The sequence below is a fragment of the [Pantoea] beijingensis genome, assembly GCF_022647505.1.
Lineage (GTDB): Bacteria > Pseudomonadota > Gammaproteobacteria > Enterobacterales > Enterobacteriaceae > Erwinia > Erwinia beijingensis.
In genome coordinates this window covers 137,762-162,392 of the sequence record NZ_CP071409.1, presented here as the reverse complement: position 1 = coordinate 162,392, position 24,631 = coordinate 137,762, and the positions used below count along the sequence as shown (strand labels likewise).

At 50.1% G+C, this 24,631-nt stretch carries 17 protein-coding genes; 12 read left to right on the top strand and 5 right to left on the bottom strand.

The genetic code is table 11. The features are described 5' to 3' along the window. Positions 1-89 precede the first annotated feature (89 nt). Complete coding sequence (gene mqo / locus J1C60_RS00700) at positions 90-1,706, top strand: malate dehydrogenase (quinone) (protein ID WP_128176829.1); 1,617 nt, start codon at positions 90-92, stop codon at positions 1,704-1,706. A gap of 282 nt (positions 1,707-1,988) precedes the next feature. On the opposite strand, the gene J1C60_RS00695 is transcribed toward mqo, so the two are convergent. Beyond that, the gene (locus tag J1C60_RS00695; protein WP_128177210.1) at positions 1,989-2,612 is read right to left on the bottom strand and encodes a glutathione S-transferase family protein; all 624 of its coding nucleotides are present in this window, start codon (positions 2,610-2,612) and stop codon (positions 1,989-1,991) included. 97 nt (positions 2,613-2,709) lie between these two features. Next, entirely contained in the window at positions 2,710-3,705 is a 996-nt protein-coding gene (locus J1C60_RS00690) for an alpha/beta fold hydrolase (RefSeq protein WP_128176827.1), read from the bottom strand. Between the two features lie 335 nt (positions 3,706-4,040). Between J1C60_RS00690 and J1C60_RS00685 the strand changes: the two genes are divergently transcribed. The 3 genes from J1C60_RS00685 (at position 4,041) to J1C60_RS00675 (ending at position 7,724) form a co-directional block, all read left to right on the top strand. Further along, positions 4,041-4,940 carry a LysR family transcriptional regulator gene (locus tag J1C60_RS00685; protein WP_128176825.1) on the top strand — a complete coding sequence of 300 codons (900 nt, stop codon included), beginning with the start codon at positions 4,041-4,043 and terminating at the stop codon, positions 4,938-4,940. A 54-nt stretch (positions 4,941-4,994) separates the two neighbouring features. Beyond that, complete coding sequence (gene yhjD / locus J1C60_RS00680; protein WP_235859163.1) at positions 4,995-6,092, top strand: inner membrane protein YhjD; 1,098 nt, start codon at positions 4,995-4,997, stop codon at positions 6,090-6,092. Positions 6,093-6,401: 309 nt separating this feature from the next. Beyond that, positions 6,402-7,724 carry an MFS transporter gene (locus J1C60_RS00675; RefSeq protein ID WP_128176823.1) on the top strand — a complete coding sequence of 441 codons (1,323 nt, stop codon included), beginning with the start codon at positions 6,402-6,404 and terminating at the stop codon, positions 7,722-7,724. 46 nt (positions 7,725-7,770) lie between these two features. Here the strand turns inward: J1C60_RS00675 and J1C60_RS00670 are convergent, their stop codons facing one another. After that, on the bottom strand, positions 7,771-9,831 hold the full coding sequence (locus tag J1C60_RS00670) for an AsmA family protein (RefSeq protein ID WP_128176821.1): 2,061 nt from the start codon (positions 9,829-9,831) through the stop codon (positions 7,771-7,773). Between the two features lie 823 nt (positions 9,832-10,654). Here J1C60_RS00670 and J1C60_RS00665 point away from each other — a divergent pair. The 8 genes from J1C60_RS00665 to J1C60_RS00630 all read left to right on the top strand — a co-directional run bounded on the left by J1C60_RS00665 (position 10,655) and on the right by J1C60_RS00630 (position 21,209). After that, entirely contained in the window at positions 10,655-11,017 is a 363-nt protein-coding gene (locus tag J1C60_RS00665; RefSeq protein WP_128176819.1) for a winged helix-turn-helix domain-containing protein, read from the top strand. Positions 11,018-11,288: 271 nt separating this feature from the next. Next, the gene (locus J1C60_RS00660; RefSeq protein ID WP_128176817.1) at positions 11,289-11,972 is read left to right on the top strand and encodes a DUF1120 domain-containing protein; all 684 of its coding nucleotides are present in this window, start codon (positions 11,289-11,291) and stop codon (positions 11,970-11,972) included. 71 nt (positions 11,973-12,043) lie between these two features. Continuing rightward, complete coding sequence (locus J1C60_RS00655; RefSeq protein WP_128176815.1) at positions 12,044-12,742, top strand: fimbria/pilus chaperone family protein; 699 nt, start codon at positions 12,044-12,046, stop codon at positions 12,740-12,742. Between the two features lie 8 nt (positions 12,743-12,750). Further along, positions 12,751-15,159: a fimbria/pilus outer membrane usher protein gene (locus J1C60_RS00650; protein ID WP_128176813.1), complete on the top strand. Its 2,409-nt coding sequence runs from the start codon at positions 12,751-12,753 to the stop codon at positions 15,157-15,159. Positions 15,160-15,173: 14 nt separating this feature from the next. After that, positions 15,174-15,734 (top strand): DUF1120 domain-containing protein, encoded by a 561-nt coding sequence (locus J1C60_RS00645; RefSeq protein ID WP_128176811.1) that lies wholly within the window; start codon positions 15,174-15,176, stop codon positions 15,732-15,734. A 61-nt stretch (positions 15,735-15,795) separates the two neighbouring features. Beyond that, on the top strand, positions 15,796-18,738 hold the full coding sequence (locus J1C60_RS00640; protein WP_235859162.1) for an autotransporter outer membrane beta-barrel domain-containing protein: 2,943 nt from the start codon (positions 15,796-15,798) through the stop codon (positions 18,736-18,738). 829 nt (positions 18,739-19,567) lie between these two features. Then, entirely contained in the window at positions 19,568-20,500 is a 933-nt protein-coding gene (kdgK, locus tag J1C60_RS00635) for a 2-dehydro-3-deoxygluconokinase (RefSeq protein ID WP_128176807.1), read from the top strand. Between the two features lie 67 nt (positions 20,501-20,567). Beyond that, a complete protein-coding gene (locus J1C60_RS00630; protein WP_128176805.1) occupies positions 20,568-21,209 on the top strand; it encodes a glutathione S-transferase family protein in 642 nt (213 codons plus the stop codon). A gap of 258 nt (positions 21,210-21,467) precedes the next feature. Here J1C60_RS00630 and J1C60_RS00625 read toward each other — a convergent pair whose 3' ends face one another. Beyond that, positions 21,468-22,955, bottom strand: a complete 1,488-nt coding sequence (locus tag J1C60_RS00625) for a M16 family metallopeptidase (RefSeq protein ID WP_128176802.1) — start codon at positions 22,953-22,955, stop codon at positions 21,468-21,470. Positions 22,956-23,322: 367 nt separating this feature from the next. Continuing rightward, positions 23,323-24,600 (bottom strand): dicarboxylate/amino acid:cation symporter, encoded by a 1,278-nt coding sequence (locus J1C60_RS00620; protein ID WP_128176800.1) that lies wholly within the window; start codon positions 24,598-24,600, stop codon positions 23,323-23,325. Between the last annotated feature and the right edge of the window lie 31 nt (positions 24,601-24,631).

The window sequence follows — 24,631 nt, the reverse complement described above, 5'->3', positions numbered from 1 at the left end:
TTTTGGAATAGCTGGACCACTCATCAGAAGCTGGACTATTTCACCTGCAAAAGAAATGTTGAGAAATCGACAGTTGGAGATATCGCCTCATGCGCAAAACAGCATTACTTCTGGCGCTGTGTATGAATGCTCTTGGCTTTAGCCAGCATGCAGCCGCAGAACAGGAAAAAAACGTCGATGTATTACTGATCGGCGGTGGAATCATGAGTGCCACCCTGGGCACTTACCTCCAGCAACTTGAGCCAACCTGGTCCATCGAGATGATAGAACGTCTTGATTCCGTAGGGGAAGAGAGCTCAAACGGCTGGAATAACGCAGGCACGGGCCACTCCGCGCTGGCCGAGATGAACTACACCCCGGAAAATGAAGCGGGTGATATCGACATCTCAAAAGCAGTCGAAATAAATGAATCATTCCAGGTATCACGCCAGTTCTGGGCCTCGCTGGTCCAAAAAGGCGTGCTGACCAACCCGCGCAGCTTTATCAATAGTACGCCACATATGAGTTTTGTCTGGGGCGACGATAACGTCAATTTCCTGCACAAACGCTACATGGCGCTCCAGAAAAGCACCTTGTTCCGTGGAATGGAATATTCAGAAGATCATCAGCAAATTGAAAAATGGGTGCCGCTGATTATGGAAGGACGCGATCCTAACCAGAAAGTAGCCGCCACGCGTATTCCGATTGGTACTGACGTTAACTTTGGTGAGATTACGCATCAATTAGTGAATTCGCTGATTAAAAATAGCAACTTCACGCTGCAGACGCACAATGAAGTTCATGACATTAAGCGTAATGATGATGGCGGCTGGGATGTCACTATCGCCGATCTGAAAAACGCCGGAGCGGAAACGCACGTTAAGGCGAAATTTGTCTTTATTGGTGCGGGCGGTGCCGCTCTGCCTCTACTGCAGAAATCCGGGATTCCAGAAGCGAAAAATTATGCTGGCTTCCCGGTTGGCGGCGAATTTCTCGTCACTGACAAGCCTGAAATCGTGGAACGTCATCTTGCAAAAGTGTATGGCAAAGCTTCCGTTGGCGCACCGCCGATGTCCGTGCCGCACCTGGATACCCGTATGCTGGATGGCAAACGCGTGTTGCTGTTCGGGCCTTTCGCGACATTCTCTACTAAGTACCTGAAAAATGGCTCACTGTGGGATATGTTTGGCTCCCTGACCACCTCAAACTTCATGCCGATGGTGCATGTTGGCCTGGATAACTTCGATCTGGTGAAATACCTGATCGGCCAGCTGATGTTGACCGACGACGATCGCTACGCCGCGCTGAAAGAGTATTTCCCGGAGGCGAAGAAAGAGGACTGGCGTTTAGCAATTGCCGGTCAGCGTGTACAGATCATCAAGAAAGATGCGGAGAAAGGCGGTGTGCTGCGCCTGGGTACTGAAGTAGTCGCTTCTCAGGATGGTACTATCTCTGCTCTGTTAGGCGCTTCGCCTGGCGCATCTACCGCTGCGCCCATTATGCTGTCCGTGATGGACAAAATGTTTAAGGATAAGATTGCTACGCCAGAATGGCAGACAAAACTGAAGGAAATCATCCCTTCATACGGTCAGCAATTGAACGGCAACGTCGCAGCGACCGAACGCGAACTGCGTGATACCAGCCGTATTCTGCAACTGGATTACACGCCGTTAGCCGCCGCGAATGATGACAGCGCAGCCCCTGCGCCAGCCGCGGTAAACAACTAATCCTCTCGATAATGGCGGGCGAAGCCTCTTCGCCCGCTATCCGACCCGCTCAGCGCTTCGGCCAGCATATACAGCACAGAGAGCAGCACTGAAATCCCCATCCCTCCATTAAAATCATGCAATTTCCACGCTATTTGTGAATGAGAACCCAAGCGATTGCTGGCGGAATAAGAGAGCCCTGAAGAAAATACGCGCTATCTTCAACTCGATGAAACGTTTGCAGCAGCGTTTTCGCGTGGAATCTTGCTTCCCGGCCACCGCCTGCCCTCGGTTCGAGACATATCAGGGCGTGCCATTGCGTCCGTAAATCACGTAGCCGTTGCGTTCGGTCAGACGCTCATAATAGGTACGTACCGCAGGGAAGTTGGGGTGATCCAATGGCGTTTCAAACCAGCGGTTTACCGACAGTCCTACCGGAATATCCGCCAGCGAAAAGTTTTTACCCGCCACGTAACGTCCTGTCGTTTCCAGTTGCTGATTCAGTATCCCCATGGTGTGCGTCCAGCCTTTGCAGGCGGCTGCCAGCAAGCGCGGGTCCTGGTGCGCGGGTGAATGACGTACCAACGACATAAACGCGTAACGCCACGAGGTATTCAGCTCCGTCGATTGCCAGTCAATCCACTGATCGACAGGCGCCCGTGCTCGGGGATTATCCGGATAGAGCCACTCGCCCCCGTAGGCATTTGCCAGATAGCGTATAATCGCATTCGATTCCCACAGCACGAAATCCCCTTCCTGGATCACCGGGATCATAGCATTAGGGTTGAGCGACAAAAAAGCAGCCTCATGCGTCGATTTAAATCCTTCGCCCCACTCTTCCCGGCGAAAAGCAATATCCAGTTCATCGCAGACCCATAGCACCTTTCTCACATTGATGGATGAAGCACGACCGAGGATTTTCAGCATAAACGTTTCACTTTTGCGTCCGATGTCTGTCATTTTTTACCCGTACTGGCGGATCACTCCAGAACGTTGGGGTTAATGCTCTCGCCAGGGATCCTTTTTACTTTTTCAACCACTCCATCAGCGCAGCGTGAAAATGCGTCGGGTCCTGAATCTGCGGCGAATGGCCGAGTTCAGGGAAGTTGATCAACGTCGCCTGAGGGATAGCCTGCGCGGTACGTTTGCCGAGCGCCTGGTAATGACCAATGTTGGCTTTGACCTCAGCGGATGCCAGTGCCTTGTTGATCGCGGTATTGTCTTTATCACCAATCATCAATAACGTCGGCATTTTAAGCTGTGGCAATTCGTAAACCACGGGTTGGGTATAGATCATATCGGTGGTCAGTGCCTGATCCCATGCAACTTTCTGTTTATCCGGTCCGTTGTACATACCGGCCAACATATTCACCCAGCGATCGTAATGAGGCTGCCAGGTTCCGGCATAATAGGTGGATTGCTGGTACTTCTTAATCGAATTAAAGTCAGTTTTCAGTTCCTGTTGATAAGCCGCATCAACATTTTGCCAGGGCACACCCAGCGCCCGCCAGTCTTCAAGACCCAGAGGATTGACCAACACCAATCGTGCGGTCTGTTGGGGATACATCAGAGCGAAACGTGTCGCCAGCATACCGCCCATGGAGTGCCCCATAACGGTGAGTTGTTTGATGCCCAGTTGCTTAACGAGTCCGTCAGTATTTTGCGCCAACTGATGCAGTGAGAACTGATACTGCCGCGGTTTAGAGGACTTACAAAAGCCAATTTGGTCGGGGACTATCACGCGATATCCGGCGGCACTCAGCGTACGTACGGTTGCTTCCCAGGTCGCCCCGCAAAAGTTTTTTCCATGCAGCAACATAATACTTTGGCCGTTCGGTTGTGCCGGCTGCACATCCATATACGCCATTTGTAATGACTGTCCCTGTGACTGAAACGCATAATGCTTCACCGGCCATGGATAGGTAAACTCATCCAGGGTCCCGTTATAAGATGGTGTAGCGGCCAACGCGCTTACCGGTATTAGCAGGCTGAGAGAAAACAGTAACGCGAGCGGTTTCATGAACGTTCCTTAAAAAAATACATGCATAAAACCTAGCATACACTTAGGGGAACGCTCATCTACATCGGCTATTTGGACGAATTGTTACATTTCACGTAACCCGACCTCTATCAATCCATCACTTCGCTTTACGCTCGCTCTTTCGGTTTTTTGCATTTTTAAACGCATTTCAGCAGTCAGACCGCCCCGCGGTTAACAATGAATAGTCTATTCCTCACAATTTGGGCTTCCTTAGCAAATTATCTGGACAAAAAATGCAATATTGCGTTTTATTTAGCGCATAAAAGAAAAAATCAGCCGCAATTGTTTCATTAAAGATAACAATAGGGGAAAAAGTGGATAAAATTCAGGCGATGCAGGTGTTTGTCACCGTGGCAGACATGCAGAGTTTTACCCGTGCAGCCGAAAGCCTGGGGGTGCCAAAAGGCAGCGTATCGCGCCTGCTGCAGTCGCTGGAAAATCAGATGGGCGTTCGGTTGCTACATCGAACCACGCGCCGGGTGCAGATGACCCAGGATGGCATGGTCTATTACGAGCGCTGCCGGGATCTGCTGGCAACGCTGGAAGAGATGGACTCGCTATTTCAACACGATCCCACCACACTCAGTGGTAAACTACGCGTTGATATGCCCGTCGATCTTGCCATTGGTTTTGTCATACCCCAACTGCCCGCATTTTTGCAACAGTATCCGGGAATTGAAGTTGAGCTGGGTAGTAGCGATCGCCTGGTTGACGTGATTCGTGAAGGTTTTGACTGCGTGGTACGCGTCGGGCAGTTGAAAGACTCCGGGTTAATTGCCCGTACTTTGGGACATCTCTCATTAGCTAATTGCGCCAGCCCGGATTATCTTGCCCGTTTTGGCACACCACAAAAGCTGGACGAGCTATCGCAACATGCCATGGTGCACTACAACCTTCAGTTTGGCAGCCCGCCTGCAGGCTTTGAATTTTTTGATGGCAAGCAGTGCCATCACATTCAAACCGGTGGCATTATTACGGTAAATAGCACCGAAACCTATCGCGCGGCATGCCTGGCCGGATTAGGGATCATCCAGGTTCCACGTATCGGCGTACAATCCGCACTGAAAACAAAAGCCCTGATCGAGATCCTTCCCGATTTCCCGGCACAGCCGATGCCGGTGTCGCTGCTTTATCCGCATCGCCGTAACCTTGCTCGCCGTGTGCGTGTTTTTATGGAATGGCTGTCCCAGACGATGGAAGGTTACGTTGGATGAGAGCCAGACTATAATTGCTATATTGGACCACAATCTCTGGGATGAAACTTGTTAATGACGGACAAACATCAGCACCAACCTCACGATCTTAAGCCAGTGGATGAGAAGCCGCTGATCAATATTCAAACCAATCGCTCCGACAACTCATGCGGCCCCGCAGGCGACACCTTGAATACTGAAGAAGCGTCGCCGCTGATCAATATTAAAACCGGTAATAAAACCGTCGATGCCTCAATTACTCGCATTTCGCGCTGCGTGAGCTGGTTCCAGTCAATCCCTTCTGTGGCGCACTTTATCCGCGCGGGCGAACGTTTTACCGATCGTCTGGGCAATCAGTTTGGTGCCGCTATTACCTATTTCTCGTTTTTGTCGCTCATCCCTATTTTGATGGTTTCGTTCGCAGCAGTGGGGTTTGTGCTGGCAGCACACCCAGACCTGTTAACCAGCCTGATTAATAAGATGGTCAGTAACATCAGCGATCCCATGTTGGCGACGACGTTAAAAAATACCGTTAATACCGCCGTGAGGCAGCGTACCACCGTAGGATTGACCGGTTTACTGATCGCACTCTATTCAGGTATTAGCTGGATGGGTAACCTACGCGAGGCGATCCGGGCACAATCGCGCGACGTATGGGAACGTAACCCGACGGACAAAGAGAAGATTTATTTTAAATACACGCGTGATTTCATCTCTCTGACCGGGTTGGTAATAGCGCTAATTATTACGCTTTCACTTACCTCGGTGGCGGGTTCTGCACAGGCAGCAATTGTGCACGCTCTGGGATTGCAAGATATTGAATGGCTGCGTCCCGCCATGACCATTATTGCGCTGTCCATTTCAATACTGGCTAATTATTTGTTATTTCTCTGGATATTTTGGATTCTGCCACGCCATAAACCGCGTAAAAAAGCGCTGTTCCGCGGTACGCTGCTGGCCGCAATCGGCTTTGAAGCAATTAAGTTTATTATGACATTCACGCTGCCTAAGCTGGCTTCATCACCCTCAGGTGCAGCCTTTGGTTCCGTGCTTGGCCTGATGGCTTTCTTTTACTTCTTTGCACGTCTGACGCTATTTTGCGCTGCATGGATTGCAACAGCGGAGTATAAAGACGACAAGAGCACGCTAAACGCTGATTCACACTCTGCATAATCGACTGCTGGCCGGACTGCCGGCCAGCAGTTGAAAATCGGTGCCTGCCAGTTAAATATCTCGCACGCTGCGTAAAGATAGGCCAGACATCAGCATGAAACGCTAGTGCATAACTTTTATTTAGCTAATTTTTAGTGATTAACGCCAAACAATATGGTAATCACGCTGGCATTATCTACTAAACCGCTCCTCACAGAAATTATCCACTTTTTAGGGACTCACGCCCGCTATTGGGCCGGGTTTCGGCATTGAATGCGTCTTTTGCTGTGCGTAATATCCCTTTTCATGTTTTACAAATAAGAAACAATTATGCAAGCTTCCATCGCTCCAACTCTCGACGCCGAACATGATGCCATCCCCGTAAACTCACGCAGTAAAGTCGTGGTTGCTTCGCTGGTCGGTACCGCTATCGAATTCTTCGATTTTTATATTTATGCTACCGCGGCAGTGATCGTTTTCCCCCATATCTTTTTCCCACAGGGTGATGCCACCGTCGCCACACTCCAGTCTCTGGCAACCTTCGCTATCGCCTTCGTTGCACGGCCCATAGGATCTGCGCTATTTGGTCACTTTGGCGACCGTGTAGGACGTAAAGTCACGCTGGTCGCTTCACTGCTCACGATGGGGATCTCGACGGTGGTCATCGGGCTGCTGCCGGGTTATGAAACCATCGGTGTTTTTGCTCCAATGCTGCTGGCACTCGCACGCTTTGGTCAGGGACTGGGACTAGGCGGTGAATGGGGCGGGGCGGCACTGCTGGCCACAGAAAACGCCCCGGCGAAAAAGCGTGCACTGTACGGATCTTTCCCCCAATTAGGCGCACCTATTGGCTTCTTTTTTGCCAACGGCACTTTCCTGCTGCTCTCATGGTTACTCAGTGACGAACAGTTTATGCAATGGGGCTGGCGTGTTCCTTTTATTCTCTCTGCGGTACTGGTCCTTATTGGCCTTTACGTGCGCGTTTCGCTGCATGAAACACCGGTATTTGCCAAAGTACAAAAAGAGAATAAGCAGGTAAAAGTACCGATTGGGACGCTACTGAGCAAGCATCTGACGGCGACCCTCCTCGGCACCTTTATTATGCTGGCAACCTATACGCTTTTTTATATTATGACCGTTTACTCAATGAGTTATGGGACGGCACCGATGCCTGTCGGGCTCGGCTATTCACGTAACAGTTTCCTGTGGATGCTGATGGTGGCCGTGATCGGCTTTGGCGTGATGGTACCGATTGCGGGCCTGCTGGCAGACCGCTTCGGACGCCGTAAGACCATGATTACCATTACCCTGATGATTATTGTCTTTTCGCTGCTGTTTCCAACCATGTTGGGTTCAGGAAATCAATTGGTGGTGATGGCGTTCCTGCTACTGGGGCTGAGTATCATGGGCCTGACTTTTGGTCCAATGGGGGCCCTGTTGCCCGAATTATTCCCAACGGAAGTCCGCTACACCGGCGCATCATTCTCATACAATCTGTCATCCATTCTCGGCGCATCGGTAGCACCTTATATCGCAACGTGGCTCAACACCACCTATGGTCTGTATGCGGTTGGGTTATATCTTGCTGCTATGGCTTGCCTGACACTGATTGCACTCATTGCCTGTAAAGAGACGCGGCACCAGACGCTGTAATAACGCGGGCAAAAATACAGAGCCCATCCCTGGGATGGGCTCTGTCTCACTTCTTATTTTTCATTTGTTGCAACACATTCGTACACTGATTATCCTGGTTATCACTGGGTGAAATCAGGGCCAGGAGGGCGGCAGCCGGAGCAACTACCGCGCCCAGCGCAACGGCAGCGGCACCACGAGCAATCAGCGGCCCAGCTTTTACTCCCGCATCCGGACTGTTGAAAGTACCGCGTACGTAAAGTGGAGAACGCAACGTAATAATACGAATACCTTTACTTTCAGGATTGATCGAGAGGTCCATGCGTTCATTAGCAAAGTTAGTGGTACCGGTAATATTGATAATGGCATTTTCCGTATCGAAGACAAACAGGCGGGCAGTAGCCAGTCCATTACGCACGTTTAAATCCGCTGCGGCACAATTAATACGAACTTCATCATCGCCAAACAATTTGCCAACCACGTAGTTACCCACATTCAATCCGACAATTTCCATTAAACTCCGGCTGATCAAGCCGTCATTCATTAGCATTTTCAACTCGCCGTTACTGGTCGCTAACAGATCGGCCACCGAATTGCCACGGCCACTGAGTGTCGCATCACCGTTTAACTGCCCAAGGCTGTTTTGCATTGCTTCTACATCGGGCAAAATCTGACGTAATTTCAGATTACGGGCATGAATATCGGCCCGTCCACGCATCGGCGTCCGATTCCCCTCCAGACGAATAGTCGAGTTCAGATTGCCGCCCGCCATGCCAAACCGCAGCGGGTCGAGCAGTAAATCTCCACTGTTTAACACTAGATGCGTGTAAAGGTCACTGAGCGGCAAGGAATTGCTGTGTTCAATGCGTTTAGCGCTAAATTTGACATCGGCATCCATCGCTTGCCAGCGCTTAGTGTCGAATTTATCGTGGGGTAATACGCGATCGCCTGGCTGGGTATTCGCCTCGCCCCTTTTCGCTTTTGCCTGCCGTGTTTTCTCACTCCCTTTACCCGAGTCAACGCCAATTAATGGCCCCAGATCGGCCATTCGAAGCTGACGCGATTCCAGCGTTCCTGCTAACTTCGGACGAGGTTGACCCTGGGTATAAGTCAGGGAACCGTGGATATCACTGTCGCCAATATGACCATTGAAATTTTCATAGCGGAATTGGGGCCCCCCTTTTTGCTGGAATTTCACTATCAGATGACCGTCCGTCTCATAGGGCGGAGTATCAGGAAGGAGCACCCCGGTCAGTCCATACAGGTTGGCCAGCGTATCACCAGAAAAGCGCAGACGCAGATCGAGTCCACCAAGATTGAGAGGATCCTGCAGGCTGCCAGCGACGCGCACGCGGGTGGAACCATTACGGACATCCGCCTGAATCGGAAATGGTGTTGTCTGGCTACGCAGTGAGAGCATGCCACCTATTTTACCTTCTCCGCTTAGCTGCTCACGGTTATAAGTACCGCTCGCTTTCCAGCCGAAAATAAAATCAGCTGCACCCTGCTGATTGCTATTCCCTCCCGCCAGCTGTGCATAGGGAACGGGCTTTCCTAAGGGATCTATCACAACGCGTACATCAGCTTTATTAATGGCATCGCGGTAATCAACTTGCCCGCGATCAAACATGATATTGTCGAGCCGAAATGACCAGGGAGAAGGTTTTTTGTCGGCATCAGCCTCCTCATTTCCAGCAAGATCAAAGGTCCAATTATTTTTTCTTTCTGCTGTTTGAATCAATCTGGCATCAGGCTGCGTTAGCTTAACCCACGGAATATAGACCTGCCTGCCAAGGAGCGCTAAGGGAGCCAGCGTGGCATCCACGCGCTGCAAATACACCATAGAAACCTCCGGAATGTCCGGCGGGTTACCCAGCATAATATTTTCGGCATGCACATGAGGCCAGGGCACCCAACTCCGCCAGCCGGGTTCATCACGGTTACGTTCCCAGCTAATACCGAGATCGCCACGAATAGCAAAAGGCCGATTTAACTCGGTGGAGACTTTTTGGTTGATGGTGGGTTTCAGACGATTCCAGTCAAATGTCGCAATAACGATAACCACCACCACAATCAGCAATAAAAAAATTCCAACGGCCCAGCTTATCATTTTCCCCGTACGCGACATCCCCGACTCCTTACCAATCCGATATCTCTTTTAAAGATAGTCGAGACGGTAAAGATCGGCATCAGGCGAGTTGTCATTGCTATTCTAAGTTGTCGATCTCGGTACGATCAGAACGGGTTCGCTTAGCGCACAAGACGGGATGATGCCGTCAGAAAGTAACATTGCGAATTATTGAGGTCAGTCGAGACGGTACTCACCGCATAATCGCCGCGACCAATGCAAAAGGACGACTGTTTTCTTAGCAGCGGCGTTTAGCTACATGGCATGTCCCCACGGTTATTAAAAATATTTATAGCAACCAATAAAAAATCTTATTTATCTGATTGAAATTTGAAAACAATACATTGAAAAAATCAAAGCTTAATAAAATTCAAAAAACAATCACAAAAGAAAATCCTGCCTTAATTAATCACTTCAAAACTTTTCCAATTTAAAAAAACACTGAGCACTCTTATTGCAATCGCCTAACTTTACGCAAATCACAAGTCGACCTATCACAACACAATGGACAATAAAACTAAAATCCATTCCATTTTGGAATAAAACAGTAATAAAATCATTGTTTTCATAAAATAGTTGTCACAATTTAGTCCTATTGAGCTTTGTAAGATATTAATTAGAATACCCTCAAGTCAGGCTAATGGGTCATGATAAAATTTATATACCCTTAACGATTAAAAATGCAGTAAGGTAGTAACGTAAAACTTATCGGAACTCTATTCAGGTAAGTGTTCGGGAACGCGAAGGAAGCGCACTGAACCTATAACGTAAAGAGTGATGAGTATAATCGCCTCACTTATATAGCAGTATGGAGCCAGAATGCATGGAGCTGAACATTTATGGGTATTGTATCAATGACAATCTTGAATTCAGACTATCCCCCGCTCTGTTAGTGAATGTGCTTAATGGAAATAGCATTCGCTTAAGAAAAACCATGGCAAGATTACTTTGCTTTTTACTTGAAAATCATGAAGCTACAATAATAAGCGATACAGCCATCATGACTGAAGTCTTTGAGTGCCATGGGCTTCGCTGTTCCAGACAAAGACTATGGAAAGCGATGAATACCTTACAACTTACTTTGCATAAATGTGGTTTAAGCACGAACCTACTTTCACGTGTAGATAAGTGCGGCTTTGCCTTTAACGAAAAAAATATTAAGACACTGTTCTTTTATTCTGCTTAAAACGAACTATCTCAATTGTTACTATTTACTCTGATATATTTATAACCAAATAACTATTGAACGTGCAAAAAGCGCAATTATTTTAGAATACAGTTGAAAACTGAATAACTAAGAACAGACAATTATTTTCTCATTATTTACAGAAAGAATAATTACAAATACGTATTCAAACAGTCTCATAATGCTGTGGTCAGGTAGAATTTTTTACTTAGCCGAAAATTATGACATCACCAGATGGTGAATTTGTTAACTTTAAACGGATGTTTAAAAAATGAAAAAATCAATTACCAAGCTGTCCTTAATCACGCTGATGGTTACTGCATCGTCTGCCGCGGTGGCCGACGACTCATTTGACTTCAGTGTTATCGGCAATATTACCCCTGCGGCTTGTAAAGCCACTATTTCCGGCGGAAACGTCTTTGATTACGGAAATATTCTGTCCAATTCACTGAATAAAGATGATTTCACCATACTGGAACAAAAAGACACCGGTTTCACCATCGTTTGCGATGCCCCAGCCAAACTGGCACTGAAAACTGTCGATAACCGCATGGGGACTAAAAACAACCCTATTGGTCAGGTCCTGGTCGGAAGTGCGCCATTACAGGCTAACACCGGCACTATGGGGCTGGGTCTTGACCCAGCAGGCAATAAAATCGGGGCTTATTTGGCGGCAATCCCAACCGATACGGTGACGCTGGATACGGCGGATAATGTGGATAGCATTAACTCCGATGATAAAGGTGCAACCTGGCGCAAAGTTCCCCGGATCTTTATGACCACAGCGAGTCCTTTATATACCTGGGCTAAAACCGGTGAATTGGTACCGCAAGCCTTCTCCACCATGACTGGCACCCTTCAGGTTCAGGCGGCTATTTCTCCGGCTTCCACGTTGGATCTCACCCAACCGGTCAAACTGGATGGTTCGGCTACCGTACAGCTCTTCTACCTCTAATTTAACGAGTTAGATAAAGCTTCAGGCGGGCTATCCAGCCCGCCTTTCTCCTCTGATTTCGGGCCACCATAATGACACTATTTCCTGCTAAAGCCGGCGCGCTGTATTGCCTGTGGTTGATGACATCCTCCGCGCTGGCAACCGGCGTATTACCCGCGACCTCCGTGGTTGTTCTTGAAGAAAACACGCGTGAAGCCGTGATTACCATAACCAACACCGATAAAGAACCGGTACTGTTACTCACGACTCTGGAGGGGATCCCCGCCGATTCGGAGGATATTGTACAGGTATCCCCACCCGCCATTCGCGTTGAAGGTGGTAAGAAGCAGACCGTACGTTTTATCCTTACCAGCACTTCACCGTTAAAAACCGAACGCCTGCGTCGAGTGATTTTTGAAGGCGTGCCACCGAAAACAAAGAGTGACAATCGGGTACAGGTCAATATCACCCAGAATTTACCCGTCGTGATCCGTCCGGCCGGGCTGGCGCGTAATAATGTCCCCTGGAAACTGCTGGAATGGTCCTATCGCAACGGTCAACTGACGGTTTCGAATCCTTCTCCCTACGTCGTACGCCTCGCTCAGATGGTACAAACACGCCCGGATAATACCCCATGGCAACTGGGACAGACCTATATCCTACCCGCAGAAACGCTGACGCTGTCCCGGCAGGGCGGAACGCCTCCGGCCTCGCCGCAACAGGTACACATCTCCCCGGCAACAACCTGGGGGTTCTCTGTTGATAGCTGGGATGCCCCATTGGCGCGGTGAAACGATCGATGCTCCTGAATCTGAGACGATCTTGCTGTACTCCTCTGATGGCGCTACTGATGCTGGGAGGCATGGCCACTTGCGCACGGGCAGACGAAACACTATTCGATTTGGACATTATTCGTGCCCGTGGATTCGATCCGCGCATTGCCGCCCAATTCAAGGATGGCGCGCGTTTCCCAGCTGGCGAAACCCGCGTTTTACTGACGGTAAATGGGCGCGTTTACGGCAAGGTCACCGCTCAATTTGATGAACGAGGCCAACTCTGCGTAACGGATGTCTTTCTGCATCAGGCAAAGCTAAAAGCGCCCGCACGACTTCGCCGTGAAACTCACGATAGCGGGTCCTGTACTACCGTTAATGAGGTATGGCCGCAGGGTACAATAACGCTTCAACCCGGAGAAAATAGTTTGTCGCTGGTTATACCGGCCGATGCCATATTGGATAACACTGATTATGCCGCCTGGGAACATGGCGGTAGCGGTGGCGTACTCAATTACAACGGTCAATATATGACCAGCCGTTCACCTTCCGGGAACTTTGATTTCTGGCTAATGCAAACGGAAGCAGGCTTTAATACCGATGACTGGATTGTACGCAGCAGTCAGAGCTGGAATCAATTTAGTGAGTCGGGTCGCTTCCGCCATCAGAGTGCCTGGGCCCAGCACACCCTCTATAACGCCAAATCGCTGCTACGTATCGGGCGCTTTACGCTGACAGGCAGCGGCTTGGGGGTAGGAAGAATCCAGGGCGTTCAAATGACGCCGGAAGCTGCTTTGTATAAAAATGCCGGAGCTGCAGTGGTTTCAGGGATTGCCGATACCCCTTCTGTTATTGAGATCCGTCAGCAAAATATACTGCTGTATAGCACCACCGTTCCTTCCGGACCGTTCAACCTGAAGGGATTTTCCTTACTGAATGCCCATACCGATCTACACGTTACCCAGACGGGTACCGACGGCAAATCTCGTCAGTACACCGTGCCTTTTGCGGCCTACCTGACCAATGGAACGACGGTAACATCCGGCATCGCCTGGGGCATTGGACGCTGGGATCAGGAAGGCAGCAATGCACATCCCTTTTTAGCCAGTTTGTCAAAAGGCTGGCAGCTGCTTCCTCGTCTCGGAGTACAAACTGACGTCCTCTACTCTCCTCACTACCGGGCGCTGGGTGTTAGCAGCAATACGTCATTACCAACGGGGCAAGCACTTGCTCTGGCGTCATCACTGACATCAGCCCCCAGCCATCAGGGCATGTTGAATACGCTATCGATCAGCCAATCGCTGGGAGATAACGTGAATCTCGGCGTTAATGCTTCATACCAGAATATGGGTTACCGGGAATTTAGTGAAAGCATTATGCGTGCCGACTCTGGCGCTCGCAACCGTGCTCAATATGGCCCGGTGCTGAGCGGGTATCACGAGAATCTGGGTAGTTTTTCCCTTTCGTGGACGCGTAGCACGCAAAGCGACGGCAGCCATAACGATTATGCCCAGTTGGGATGGAGCAGGCAGATTAGCAAAAGCTATCTGAGTGTGACGGCGGGTAGAAACAATAGCGGTCTGAATAATCGTCGTGAAGACTCGCTGTATGTCAGTCTGCAAATCCCGCTGGCTGAGAACACCAGTGTAAGCAACTGGATGAACTATACGGGACAGAATACCCGCTACGGCAGTCGCTTCAACCGCCGGGAAAGCGCCGATACCAACTGGAACATGTCGGTCGAACACAGCCGCAATGAGAACAGTAACGCTTTTTCTGCTGCGGTGAATCAGGTCACGCCGTGGAGCCAGTTAAGCAGCAATATAAGTTATGACAGTGAACAGCACCGCAGCCTTGCAATACAAAGTAGCGGTGCCGTGGTTCTGCATAATAGCGGGTTATTGCTGTCTCCCTGGCGTGTAGCCGATACCTTTGGCGTCGTACGGGTTGGCCAGCAGAAAAATGTCCGCATTGAAACTACCGCAGGTCGTGTTCGCACGAATCAAAAAGGCTATGCCGTGCTGCCGTCGCTGCAGGGTTGGGGCACCTCATCTCTGCAGCTGGATACCACATCGCTGGGTAAAACCACGGACGTCAATAATGCGTGGGAATCACTCTCAGTCGCCCGGGGTTCAGTAAGTCAGGTCAATTTTTCAGTCGTGTCGACTCGGCGGGTACTGCTGTCCGTACGCGATTCGTTGGGTAATTTCCTGCCAGCACGGGCGGGTGTGTATGACTCAACGGGCAGTTTTATTACCGTAACCAGCGAAAACGGCACGCTATTTATTCCCGATGCTCACCCAGGAATGCAGTTAGAGGTGGAACTGCCCACGCAGGATAGCTGTGCCATTACGCTGACTGATTTACCAGAACGCGCTGCGGATACCCCAGGGCTTTATGAAACGGCAAGTGCAGTATGCCAGCCACTATCTTAACGAGAAAAATCATCATGAAATTGCGGCGTACAATCATCGGCGGCGGGCTGTTACTACTCGGTGGCTATGCGATGGCGTCGCCCCCAACACTGCAGCCACTACCGCAGAACTGCCAGGTAACAGGTAGCCAGAATACGTTGGATTTTGGGACCCGTACTCGGGCGCAGCTCACGCTGAATCAGTGGGGAAAGCTTTCACCAGGCCAGCAATTCTTAACGATCAGCATTACCTGCCGTTATCCCAAAAGAATGGTACTGAGCGTGGCCGGAAAAACCGCCGGACAACTATTTTCCTGGGGGGAAGGTAGTGAATTACGCCTTGAAATACGCGATGCGAATCTGGATAACCAGCCTGTGATACTGCGATCGCTTCAGGGAGACCGGAATGGCTCTGTCATCTCACCAGTATTGGCCGTTCACCCAGGAGCGTCCTTTACCCCCATACGCAGTGGCCAGCCCGTATCCGGTAAACAGCTAACGTTTATGTTGGTTATTAAACCAGAGCTGGACGATAGCCGCACGAGGCTGAACCAACGTTATGACTGGCAATCTGCGTTGTCCCTTCGGCTTGAATGACTCACCGCTAAAACGGCAGCCCCAAAACATAACCCTATAATGGACTATCAGGACAATGTTTATGTTATATAAAACCACCATCTTGCCCACATCGCGTCGCACATGTCTTAGCCGCGCAATAGCCTTCGCGTTAAGCTCCGGCTGCTTTATGGCCTACGGTGCCGCCAGCCTTGAGGCTGGCATGGAAGAAAAAAAAGTCGCCACCGACGATATCAGAGCCATAAAATTCCTCGAAGATGCCCTGTATGCCCATGATGGAGGGGAAATTTCTGCCAAGGCCATAAGTTTATCAAGCCGGTCAGGGACGCTCCTGCGGGCCACTTCAGCAGGTGTCATCACGCTTTCTGATGTGAGCCTGGGTAAAAGTTTTGGCCCGCTGGCCCGCATTGAGAATGGTGGGCAAGCTCATCTGGAGGGGATCATTCTCAATAGCGATGAGAGCTTTTATGTAAGCGGGCGAGGCAGCGCACTCTCGCTGAGTCATTCTGCACCTGACGATACGCGAAGCACCTTTGATATCAGTGATGGCGCCTCATTAAAGCTGAATGATGTTCAGTTCAATGCCGCCCCCTCCCGTACAGGCGCGGCACTGGTTAGAGGAAATCATAACGCACATATCGATATACAAAACACGGCACTGGTCGCCCGAGACAGCACGGTATTAAAAATCGATAAGCAAAGCACAACCCGGCTGGAAAAAAGCAAGCTAAGCACCGCGCCAACAAAAGATGAAATCGGTTATTTCTCCGCGGCCTGGGCGGATGGCCAATCTCATTTCTCTGCAACAGAGACAACGCTAAAGGTTGAGAATAAAGGCGCCGGTCTTTCGGTATTGGGTGGCAGCCAGGCCAGCATGTTCGACAGCACTATTGAAGCCAGTAATGTCGCAGCAGAAGGCTTTGGCGTGTATGTCACCGGTGAGAATAGTCAGGCCACATTGCAGAATACCGCAGTAAGAATTGTTGGCGCAGCAAGCCTGCCCGCAGCAGCATTTACCGGTATCTATGCCGGGCCGGGCAGCAACATCAAAATGACCGGTGGAACGGTCGACACTGATGGCAACGGCATTGATGCCATCAATGTCGAGGCCGGCAGGCTCCATCTTGATAACACCTCATTAAATACTCGTCAGGATGATTCAGCAGGCCTGAGACTAAGCAAAGCCAGTGGAGAAATGCTCCAGTCACAGATCATGACGACAGGCCAACGCTCCGCCGCGCTGGTATTTAAGCACGGCGGTGAATTCAACATAGTCGATAGTCAGCTGGCAGCACAAAATACAGCGACCATTGAACTGGATGGCAATGCGCGAAGTCCCTTATTTCTGAGCCTGAAAAACAGCCGAATAACAACGGGTTCGCGTACCGCTTTGCGGGTGAAAGAGGATGACGAATTACCGATTAATAACACACCAGAAATCAATATCATCGCGGATGCCGACACGGTCATTAATGGAGACGTTGTGGTACATCCGCGGAATGAAAGTACGCGGTTTTCACTCGGATTAACGGGTCATTCGGTTTTGACCGGTGCCGTTGACTCCACCACGGGACGGGTCAACGTAAATGTGGATACGGATAGTCTGTGGACAGTCACCGGTAATTCCGCATTGGAAAATCTGCATCATAGTGGCACCATCGCCATATCTTCACTGTCCGCTGGCGCGCTCCCGGGCACGATTGTAACAGTAAGAGGGAATTATCTCGGTAATAACGGTTGGCTACAACTTAACACCGTATTGGGCGGTGACGACTCTCTGACGGATAAACTGCGCGTTGAGGGTGATACGCGCGGCACAACGACTGTCGCCGTCAGTAATGCAGGCGGTACAGGCGCACAAACCCTGAACGGCATTGAACTTATCCACGTAGACGGCAAATCAGAGGGCGAATTCACCCAACAAGGACGGATTGTCGCCGGGGCATACGACTATTCGCTGGTGCGTGGCAACGCAGATAAGGCTGGAAACTGGTATCTGGTCAGCGGTCAAACAACGCCGATACCAGAACCTTCGCCAAAACCGGCCACACCAGATACCCGACCAGAATCGGGTGTCTATGGCGCAAATCTGGCGGCAGCAAACACTTTATTCAATACCCGCCTGCACGATCGTCTGGGTGAAACGCATTATGTGGATGCGTTCACCGGTCAAAAACAGGTAACCAGCGTATGGATGCGTCATCTGGGTGGCCATAACCGCAGTCGCGACAGCAGCGGTCAGTTAAAAACACAGTCAAATCGTTACGTCTTGCAGTTAGGTGGGGATTTGGCCCAGTGGTCTTCCTCACAAAACGATCGTTTTCATCTTGGGATGATGACAGGCTTTGCAAGGCAACAGAACAATACGCGTCACGCAACGACTGGCTACCGTGCTGAGGGCAGCGTAAAGGGCTATAGCGTCGGTGTTTATAGCAGTTGGTTACAGGATAATACTGAACATACCGGGGCTTATATAGACAGCTGGGTCCAGTACAGCTGGTTTACCAACACGGTAAAAGGTGAATCACTCTCTGCTGAACGCTATCACTCACGAGGAGTGACGGCTTCTGTTGAAACAGGCTACGCCTGGAAAGTCGGAGAGAAACACGCTCGCGAGAGTTACTATATCCAGCCAGTCGCCCAGTTGACCTGGATGGGAGTAAAAGCAGACGATCATCGTGAACATAATGGTACATATATCCAGGGACATGGTGACGGTAATCTTCAAACACGGCTTGGAGTTCGGGCGTTTCTTAACGGCCACAATAAGATAGATGATGACAAAGAAAGAACCTTTGAACCCTTTGTTGAGGCAAACTGGCTGCATAATACTGCGTCATTTGGCGCTTCGCTGAACGCGGTTCGCATCGATCAGGCTGGAACCCGCAACATCGGAGAACTGAAAGCAGGCGTTGAAGGAAAGGTTAGCCGCGGCCTGAACATATGGGGAAATATATCGCAGCAAATCGGCAGCGAGGGCTATAGCGATACTGGCGCAATGCTGGGGATAAAAATGAATTTCTGAAACACCATCTCTTTTGGCTACTGACTCACTAACCATTAGGCTTGCAGCACGGAAGTAAGCCGGTGAATCCCGGAAACATTGTTCACGGTGCGATGGGATGAAACCGGCGCTGCTCACCAGCAAGCCGCGCTCAAAACTGCCCGGACCTATAACACATAAGGAGAGATTCTCTAAGCATGGACGTTATCGTAATTACAAATAATCATTATCTTTTCGTTGGCATCCAGTCACTGATTAAACATCATTATGAGAAAGAAAAAGATATCTCGATTACATGCATCGGCTTTAATAAGTTCATTCACACACTAAAAAAGTTTGATACTGCAAAATCTATCGTCCTGGCCGATAAAGACGCTTTCCGATTTTTATCGGTCATTAGCGAACGAGAAAAGATAAAGCTCAGACCGCTCACTAATAATAAAGATGACTATCTTTTTATGTTAAAGAATCATAACTAAGCTCAGCAATAATCATCCACTGACGCTTATCTCCATGTTGTGAGTTGTGAGCTGAAGAAATCCCCACTTTGCTGCTACTCGTGTCCTTAACTCCGTCCTCCTCTATAACCGCAACAAATGCGCTGAATAGGCGCAGATGGGATTATGCAGATAAGCAGAACGTGAAGGAAGGCTGGCGCACCTGGCCGCTCCGGACCGGTTTCACGCCGTGTTTGTATGATATATGGCCTCAGTCGATGCTCTGAAAAGGGAAAGCTCTATCGGGTACGGCTATTTAGCCCGATAATAAAAACAAAACAGCGTTTTAAAATATTGACTGACAGCAACAGCAAAGCGAGACTAGATCTTATTTCATCAATGAGTTGGACGCCATGACGCCTAAAAATATCGCCGTGATCGGCGAGTGCATGATTGAATTATCCCAACAAAATAACGGCCTGAGCCAGGGCTTTGGTGGCGATACTCTCAATACGTCGGTTTATATCGCACGTCAGGTTCCCGCTGCACAACTTAATGTGCAATACGTTACCGCGCTGGGCACCGATACCTTCAGCGATCAAATGCTGGCAGCCTGGCAACATGAAGGGGTGCAGACCGATCTGATTCAACGAATGGATAACAAACTGCCCGGGCTGTATGTGATTGAAACCGATGCACATGGCGAGCGCACATTCTATTACTGGCGTAATGAAGCCGCGGCCCGCTTCTGGCTGGAGAGCGAGCAGGCCGAAGAAATTTGTCAGCAACTTTCCCGATTCGACTATCTCTATCTGAGCGGTATCAGCCTGGCCATTTTGAGCCCGCAGAGCCGTGAGAAACTGATGGCGCTGCTGGCGGCATGTCGCCGTAACGGCGGTAAAGTGATTTTTGATAACAATTATCGCCCACGCCTGTGGCAAAACCGGGAAGAGACACAGCAGGCCTACCTCACCATGTTAGCGAGCACTAACATCGCCTTTCTCACGCTGGATGATGAAACGCTGCTGTGGGGCGAAAATAGCCTTGATAACGTGATTGCCCGTACCCAGGCAGCCGGCGTTGAAGAAATTGTGATTAAGCGTGGCGCTGAACCGTGCCTGGTTGCCGTAGGCCAGGCGCCGCGCATTGAGGTGCCTGCAATCACCTTATCGAAAGAAAAAGTTATTGATACCACGGCAGCGGGTGACTCTTTCAGCGCCGGGTACTTAGCCGTACGCCTGACCGGCGGCAGCGTGGAAGACGCCGCGGCGCGCGGACATTTGGTTGCCAGTACCGTTATTCAGCACCGCGGGGCCATTATCCCTTCTTCCGCCATGCCGAAATAGCGTTTGGGGTCCAGGCTGCGGACAGGGTAATCTGGCAGCCTAACCTTTTCCTGTGGAGGTCGTGGCTATGTTAAAAGTTTGGGGAAGAAAAACCTCATCAAACGTTCAGGCATTAATGTGGTGCATTGGTGAGTTAGCACTTCCTTACCAGAGATACGATGTTGGGCAGCGCTATGGCGGTAATGATACGCCTGAATTTCTGGCAATGAATCCAAATGGCCTGGTGCCGGTGTTAACCGATAACGAGGGCGCACCGCTGTTTGAAACGGGCGCTATTCTGCGTTATCTGGCCACTCGCTATGCGCCTGACGATTTCTGGCCTGCCGATGCAGCGCAGCGTGCCCAGGTGGATATGTGGGCCGAATGGGCAAAAATTAATATTTCACTGCAGTTTACTGTGCCAATTTTCTGGCAAATGATAAGAGTTGCGGAAAAAGATCGTAATCCGGTTGCTATCAAAGCGGCAACAGAGCGGCTGACGCATTTCTTACGGATTGCGGAAAGCCGTCTTACCGATCGCCCCTTTTTAGCGGGAGAGCATTTCACGCTGGCCGACATTCAGTTTGGTCACCTGCTTTACCGCTATTATGGCGTTGATATTGAGCGCGCCGATTTACCGGCTATTGAGCGTTACTATCAGCAACTCACGCAGCGTCCCGCCTGGCGTGAACACGTTATGGTTTCCTGGGACGAGCTGCGCGTCGTTTAAAGCGGATATCAACCTCCTCCAGGCAATCTGCACCAACAGGTTGTCATCATTTTTCGCCATACAACATGTCTCACCGTACCTCATTTCGTCATCAACGGCCCAAGGAGTAAGTAAACACTTACATTCTATATGCCGTAGCCTTTATAGAGTTATCTGGACGTTTACAGACAGAAAGGCAATGTGTAGGCAAAAGAATCTGGGGTTCCGGCGTGGAACCCCTAAATCATCACCTCACTCCCACGGGATGTTTGGGATGACTTATGACTGTGGTGCCGAAGTATCCGTGGCCTCAGGCTTAATCTCGTCAACTACTGCGGGAACGGCAGGCGGAGCCATCACCTTCTGCCAGCTCTCTTCAAGCGCTTTGACATTGGTTTCCACTTCACCCTGCGGCTGCATTAACACCATCGTTAACTGCTGGGTTAGCTGCTGGCGTAGCTCCTGATTGAGCATCGGCAACGTCAGCTCAGACAGAAACTCCTGCCGCAATTTTTGATACTGCTCAGGCGCAATGTCCACTACCGCATTCTGCTGTGACCGCAGACGCTGACTCATTAATACATCCGTATCCGTCCGGGCATAAGTGGCAAACAGCTTATTCAGCTCCGCATTTTTTTGCGCCATCAGCGCATCAAATTCATCCTTCGGTAAACCGTTATCGCGAATATTCGCCAGTTCACGCGCGACCAAATTCATATTGGTTTCTAGTGTTGCATTACTGGAATCCATATTGATCCCGCACTGCGCACGCTGATACAGGACGCGGCAATCGAACCCTACCTGAACGCCCTGCACTTTACTTTCGCTCAGGCTACGCTGTACATGCCAGAACAGTGCTTCACGGGCTAAATCACTCTGCCAGTAACGCTGCAAATTACGTGAGTCGCGGATAGGCTGCCAGGGATTATCCCAGATCAGCGACAGCCGGTCCTGGCTTACACCGCTATTAACCAAATTTATCGGCTGCTGCGGTAAAGGTGAGAGCGTCGGCAAAAGTGAAGGCGTGTCACGTTTGCCTTCAAGCGGTGAAAACGCTTTATTAATCTGCTCAGTAAGACTGCGGCTATCCACATTCCCCACAATAAAGAGCGTCATCGCATCCGGCGTATACCACTGCTGGTAAAAATGGTTCAACTGCTCAATATCAATGGGCACTTTCGGCCGTTCTGCCGGATCGTGTCCAAGCAGTGCCGATCCTTTCAAGCGATAGCGCCACCATGCATCCTGTGAATTCGCAGGATGAGTTGCCACAGGATCGTCAGCGCCTACCGCCGTGTTCACCACCTGCTCATTGATCGTCATTTTACCCGCCGTTGCCGCCAGCCAACTCAACGCTTCTTTCAGCACTTCAGGGCGATTATTCGGCAAACTCAGGTTATAAATGGTGAAATCGTATGATGTTACCGCAGGTGGAAGCGGCCGATGAGGATCAATACTTTGCTGCCAAAGCGCACGCTGCTGCGCCGGATCCAACGCAGCGTTATGCACCAGCGCCAGACGCGGTAATAAATGGCTGAATCCAACCTGCTGGGCACTCTCCACCAGCGAGCCGGTATTCACCAACAAACGAATCTCAATACGGTCGCTGGGACGCTGTGGCGTCGCAAGCAGTTGCCAGTTGAATCCATTATCTAATTTTCCCTGCTGCCAGGCAGGATCGGGTTGTAGTGTTTCAGCCTGCACCGTATAACTGGCCGCAGCCAGTAATAACCCTCCAACCAAAAGACGTATTCTGGTGCCCTGCATGTGAACCCCTACTCAATCACAAACCAAAAAAACACTGGCGCGTCGCGGTCCGCCGTTATCTTTCCGATTTTCCGGAAAGCCGCTACATAATTCGGAACTTTTTGTTAGACCACGCAAAGGTAAAGATGTCGCGCAACGAAGTGAAATATAATAAAAAAGCCATATACAAACTAACCGGTGTTGCATCAAGGCGGCAAGAGAACGAATCCGGATCCGCTTACATCAGTAAGTGATTCAGGCAAAAAAGCGGCCAGGGCGAATTGCAACGTCAGGTATTTTGAATATAAGTGGGGATTATTATGCAAATGCCCGCAGCAAGGGCAAGCTGCTGCGGGCATTTGTGATACGTTTTTGCTAAAAAAGTTGGTTAGATAGACGTTTCAGGCTGCTTCTTAGTAGAGGAAAGCGTTTCTCTCATCTGATTTTCATCCAACTGACCGACCCACTTCGCCACAAATACCGTTGCCACGCCGTTACCCACCAGATTGGTTAAGGCACGGGCTTCAGACATAAAGCGGTCGATACCGAGAATCAACGCCAGTCCCGCAACCGGCAGATGGCCTACCGCAGAAAGCGTCGCTGCCAGTACGATAAAACCGCTGCCGGTTACGCCTGCTGCGCCCTTCGAAGACAACAGCAGCACCACCAGCAAGGTGATCTGATGGACGATATCCATATGGCTGTTGGTTGCCTGTGCGATAAACACCGCGGCCATCGTCAGATAGATCGAGGTTCCATCGAGATTAAATGAATATCCCGTAGGGATAACCAGCCCCACGACCGATTTCTTACAACCCAGCTTCTCCATTTTATCAAGCATGCGGGGCAACGCAGATTCTGATGACGAGGTCCCCAACACGATCAGCAGCTCTTCTTTGATATAGCCGATGAACTTGAAAATGTTAAAGCCGACATACCGAGAAATCAGTCCCAGGACTATCACCACAAACAGTACGCAGGTGATATAGAAGCAGATGATCAACTGGCCGAGCTGAACCAATGATCCCACGCCATATTTGCCGATGGTGAACGCCATTGCCCCGAAAGCCCCCAGGGGTGCAAGGCGCATGATCATATTGATGATGCCAAAGATAACTCTGGAAAAGTTTTCAATGACGTTAAAAATCATCGTCCCTTTATCACCCAGTCGATGCAGCGCGAAGCCAAACAGAATGGCAAAGAGCAGTACCTGAAGAATATTACCGCTGGCAAAAGCGCCGATGACGCTGTCAGGGATGATATCCAACAGGAACGGGATAACGCCCTGTTTCTCTGCCTGCTGGGCGTATACTGCTACCGCAGAGGCATCGAGCGAGGCCGGGTCAACGTTCATTCCGCCTCCAGGCTGTATAACGTTAACCACCACCAGGCCAATAACTAGCGCGATGCTACTGACAATTTCAAAATAGAGTAGAGCGACGGCCCCAGTGCGGCCAACCGCCTTCATGCTTTCCATGCCGGCAATGCCCGTGACCACAGTACAGAAAATGACAGGGGCAATGATCATCTTGATCAATTTAACAAAAGCATCACCAAACGGTTTCATTTGCGCGCCCAATTCTGGATAGAAATGGCCAAGCAAAACACCGACGACGATAGCAGTTAATACTTGAAAATAGAGGCTTTTGAATAAGGAAGTTTTCATAAAGGCGAATCCGTTAACGGGCGGGAATGCA

What these genes read in the sequence shown, in the direction of transcription:
- mqo (WP_128176829.1), top strand. Translation starts at nt 90, where the DNA reads ATGCGCAAAACAGCATTACTTCTGGCGCTGTGTATGAATGCTCTTGGC.
- J1C60_RS00695 (WP_128177210.1), bottom strand. Translation starts at nt 2,612, where the DNA reads ATGCTGAAAATCCTCGGTCGTGCTTCATCCATCAATGTGAGAAAGGTG.
- J1C60_RS00690 (WP_128176827.1), bottom strand. Translation starts at nt 3,705, where the DNA reads ATGAAACCGCTCGCGTTACTGTTTTCTCTCAGCCTGCTAATACCGGTA.
- yhjD (WP_235859163.1), top strand. Translation starts at nt 4,995, where the DNA reads ATGACGGACAAACATCAGCACCAACCTCACGATCTTAAGCCAGTGGAT.
- J1C60_RS00675 (WP_128176823.1), top strand. Translation starts at nt 6,402, where the DNA reads ATGCAAGCTTCCATCGCTCCAACTCTCGACGCCGAACATGATGCCATC.
- J1C60_RS00670 (WP_128176821.1), bottom strand. Translation starts at nt 9,831, where the DNA reads ATGTCGCGTACGGGGAAAATGATAAGCTGGGCCGTTGGAATTTTTTTA.
- J1C60_RS00665 (WP_128176819.1), top strand. Translation starts at nt 10,655, where the DNA reads ATGGAGCTGAACATTTATGGGTATTGTATCAATGACAATCTTGAATTC.
- J1C60_RS00660 (WP_128176817.1), top strand. Translation starts at nt 11,289, where the DNA reads ATGAAAAAATCAATTACCAAGCTGTCCTTAATCACGCTGATGGTTACT.
- J1C60_RS00655 (WP_128176815.1), top strand. Translation starts at nt 12,044, where the DNA reads ATGACACTATTTCCTGCTAAAGCCGGCGCGCTGTATTGCCTGTGGTTG.
- J1C60_RS00650 (WP_128176813.1), top strand. Translation starts at nt 12,751, where the DNA reads ATGCTCCTGAATCTGAGACGATCTTGCTGTACTCCTCTGATGGCGCTA.
- J1C60_RS00645 (WP_128176811.1), top strand. Translation starts at nt 15,174, where the DNA reads ATGAAATTGCGGCGTACAATCATCGGCGGCGGGCTGTTACTACTCGGT.
- J1C60_RS00640 (WP_235859162.1), top strand. Translation starts at nt 15,796, where the DNA reads ATGTTATATAAAACCACCATCTTGCCCACATCGCGTCGCACATGTCTT.
- kdgK (WP_128176807.1), top strand. Translation starts at nt 19,568, where the DNA reads ATGACGCCTAAAAATATCGCCGTGATCGGCGAGTGCATGATTGAATTA.
- J1C60_RS00630 (WP_128176805.1), top strand. Translation starts at nt 20,568, where the DNA reads ATGTTAAAAGTTTGGGGAAGAAAAACCTCATCAAACGTTCAGGCATTA.
- J1C60_RS00625 (WP_128176802.1), bottom strand. Translation starts at nt 22,955, where the DNA reads ATGCAGGGCACCAGAATACGTCTTTTGGTTGGAGGGTTATTACTGGCT.
- J1C60_RS00620 (WP_128176800.1), bottom strand. Translation starts at nt 24,600, where the DNA reads ATGAAAACTTCCTTATTCAAAAGCCTCTATTTTCAAGTATTAACTGCT.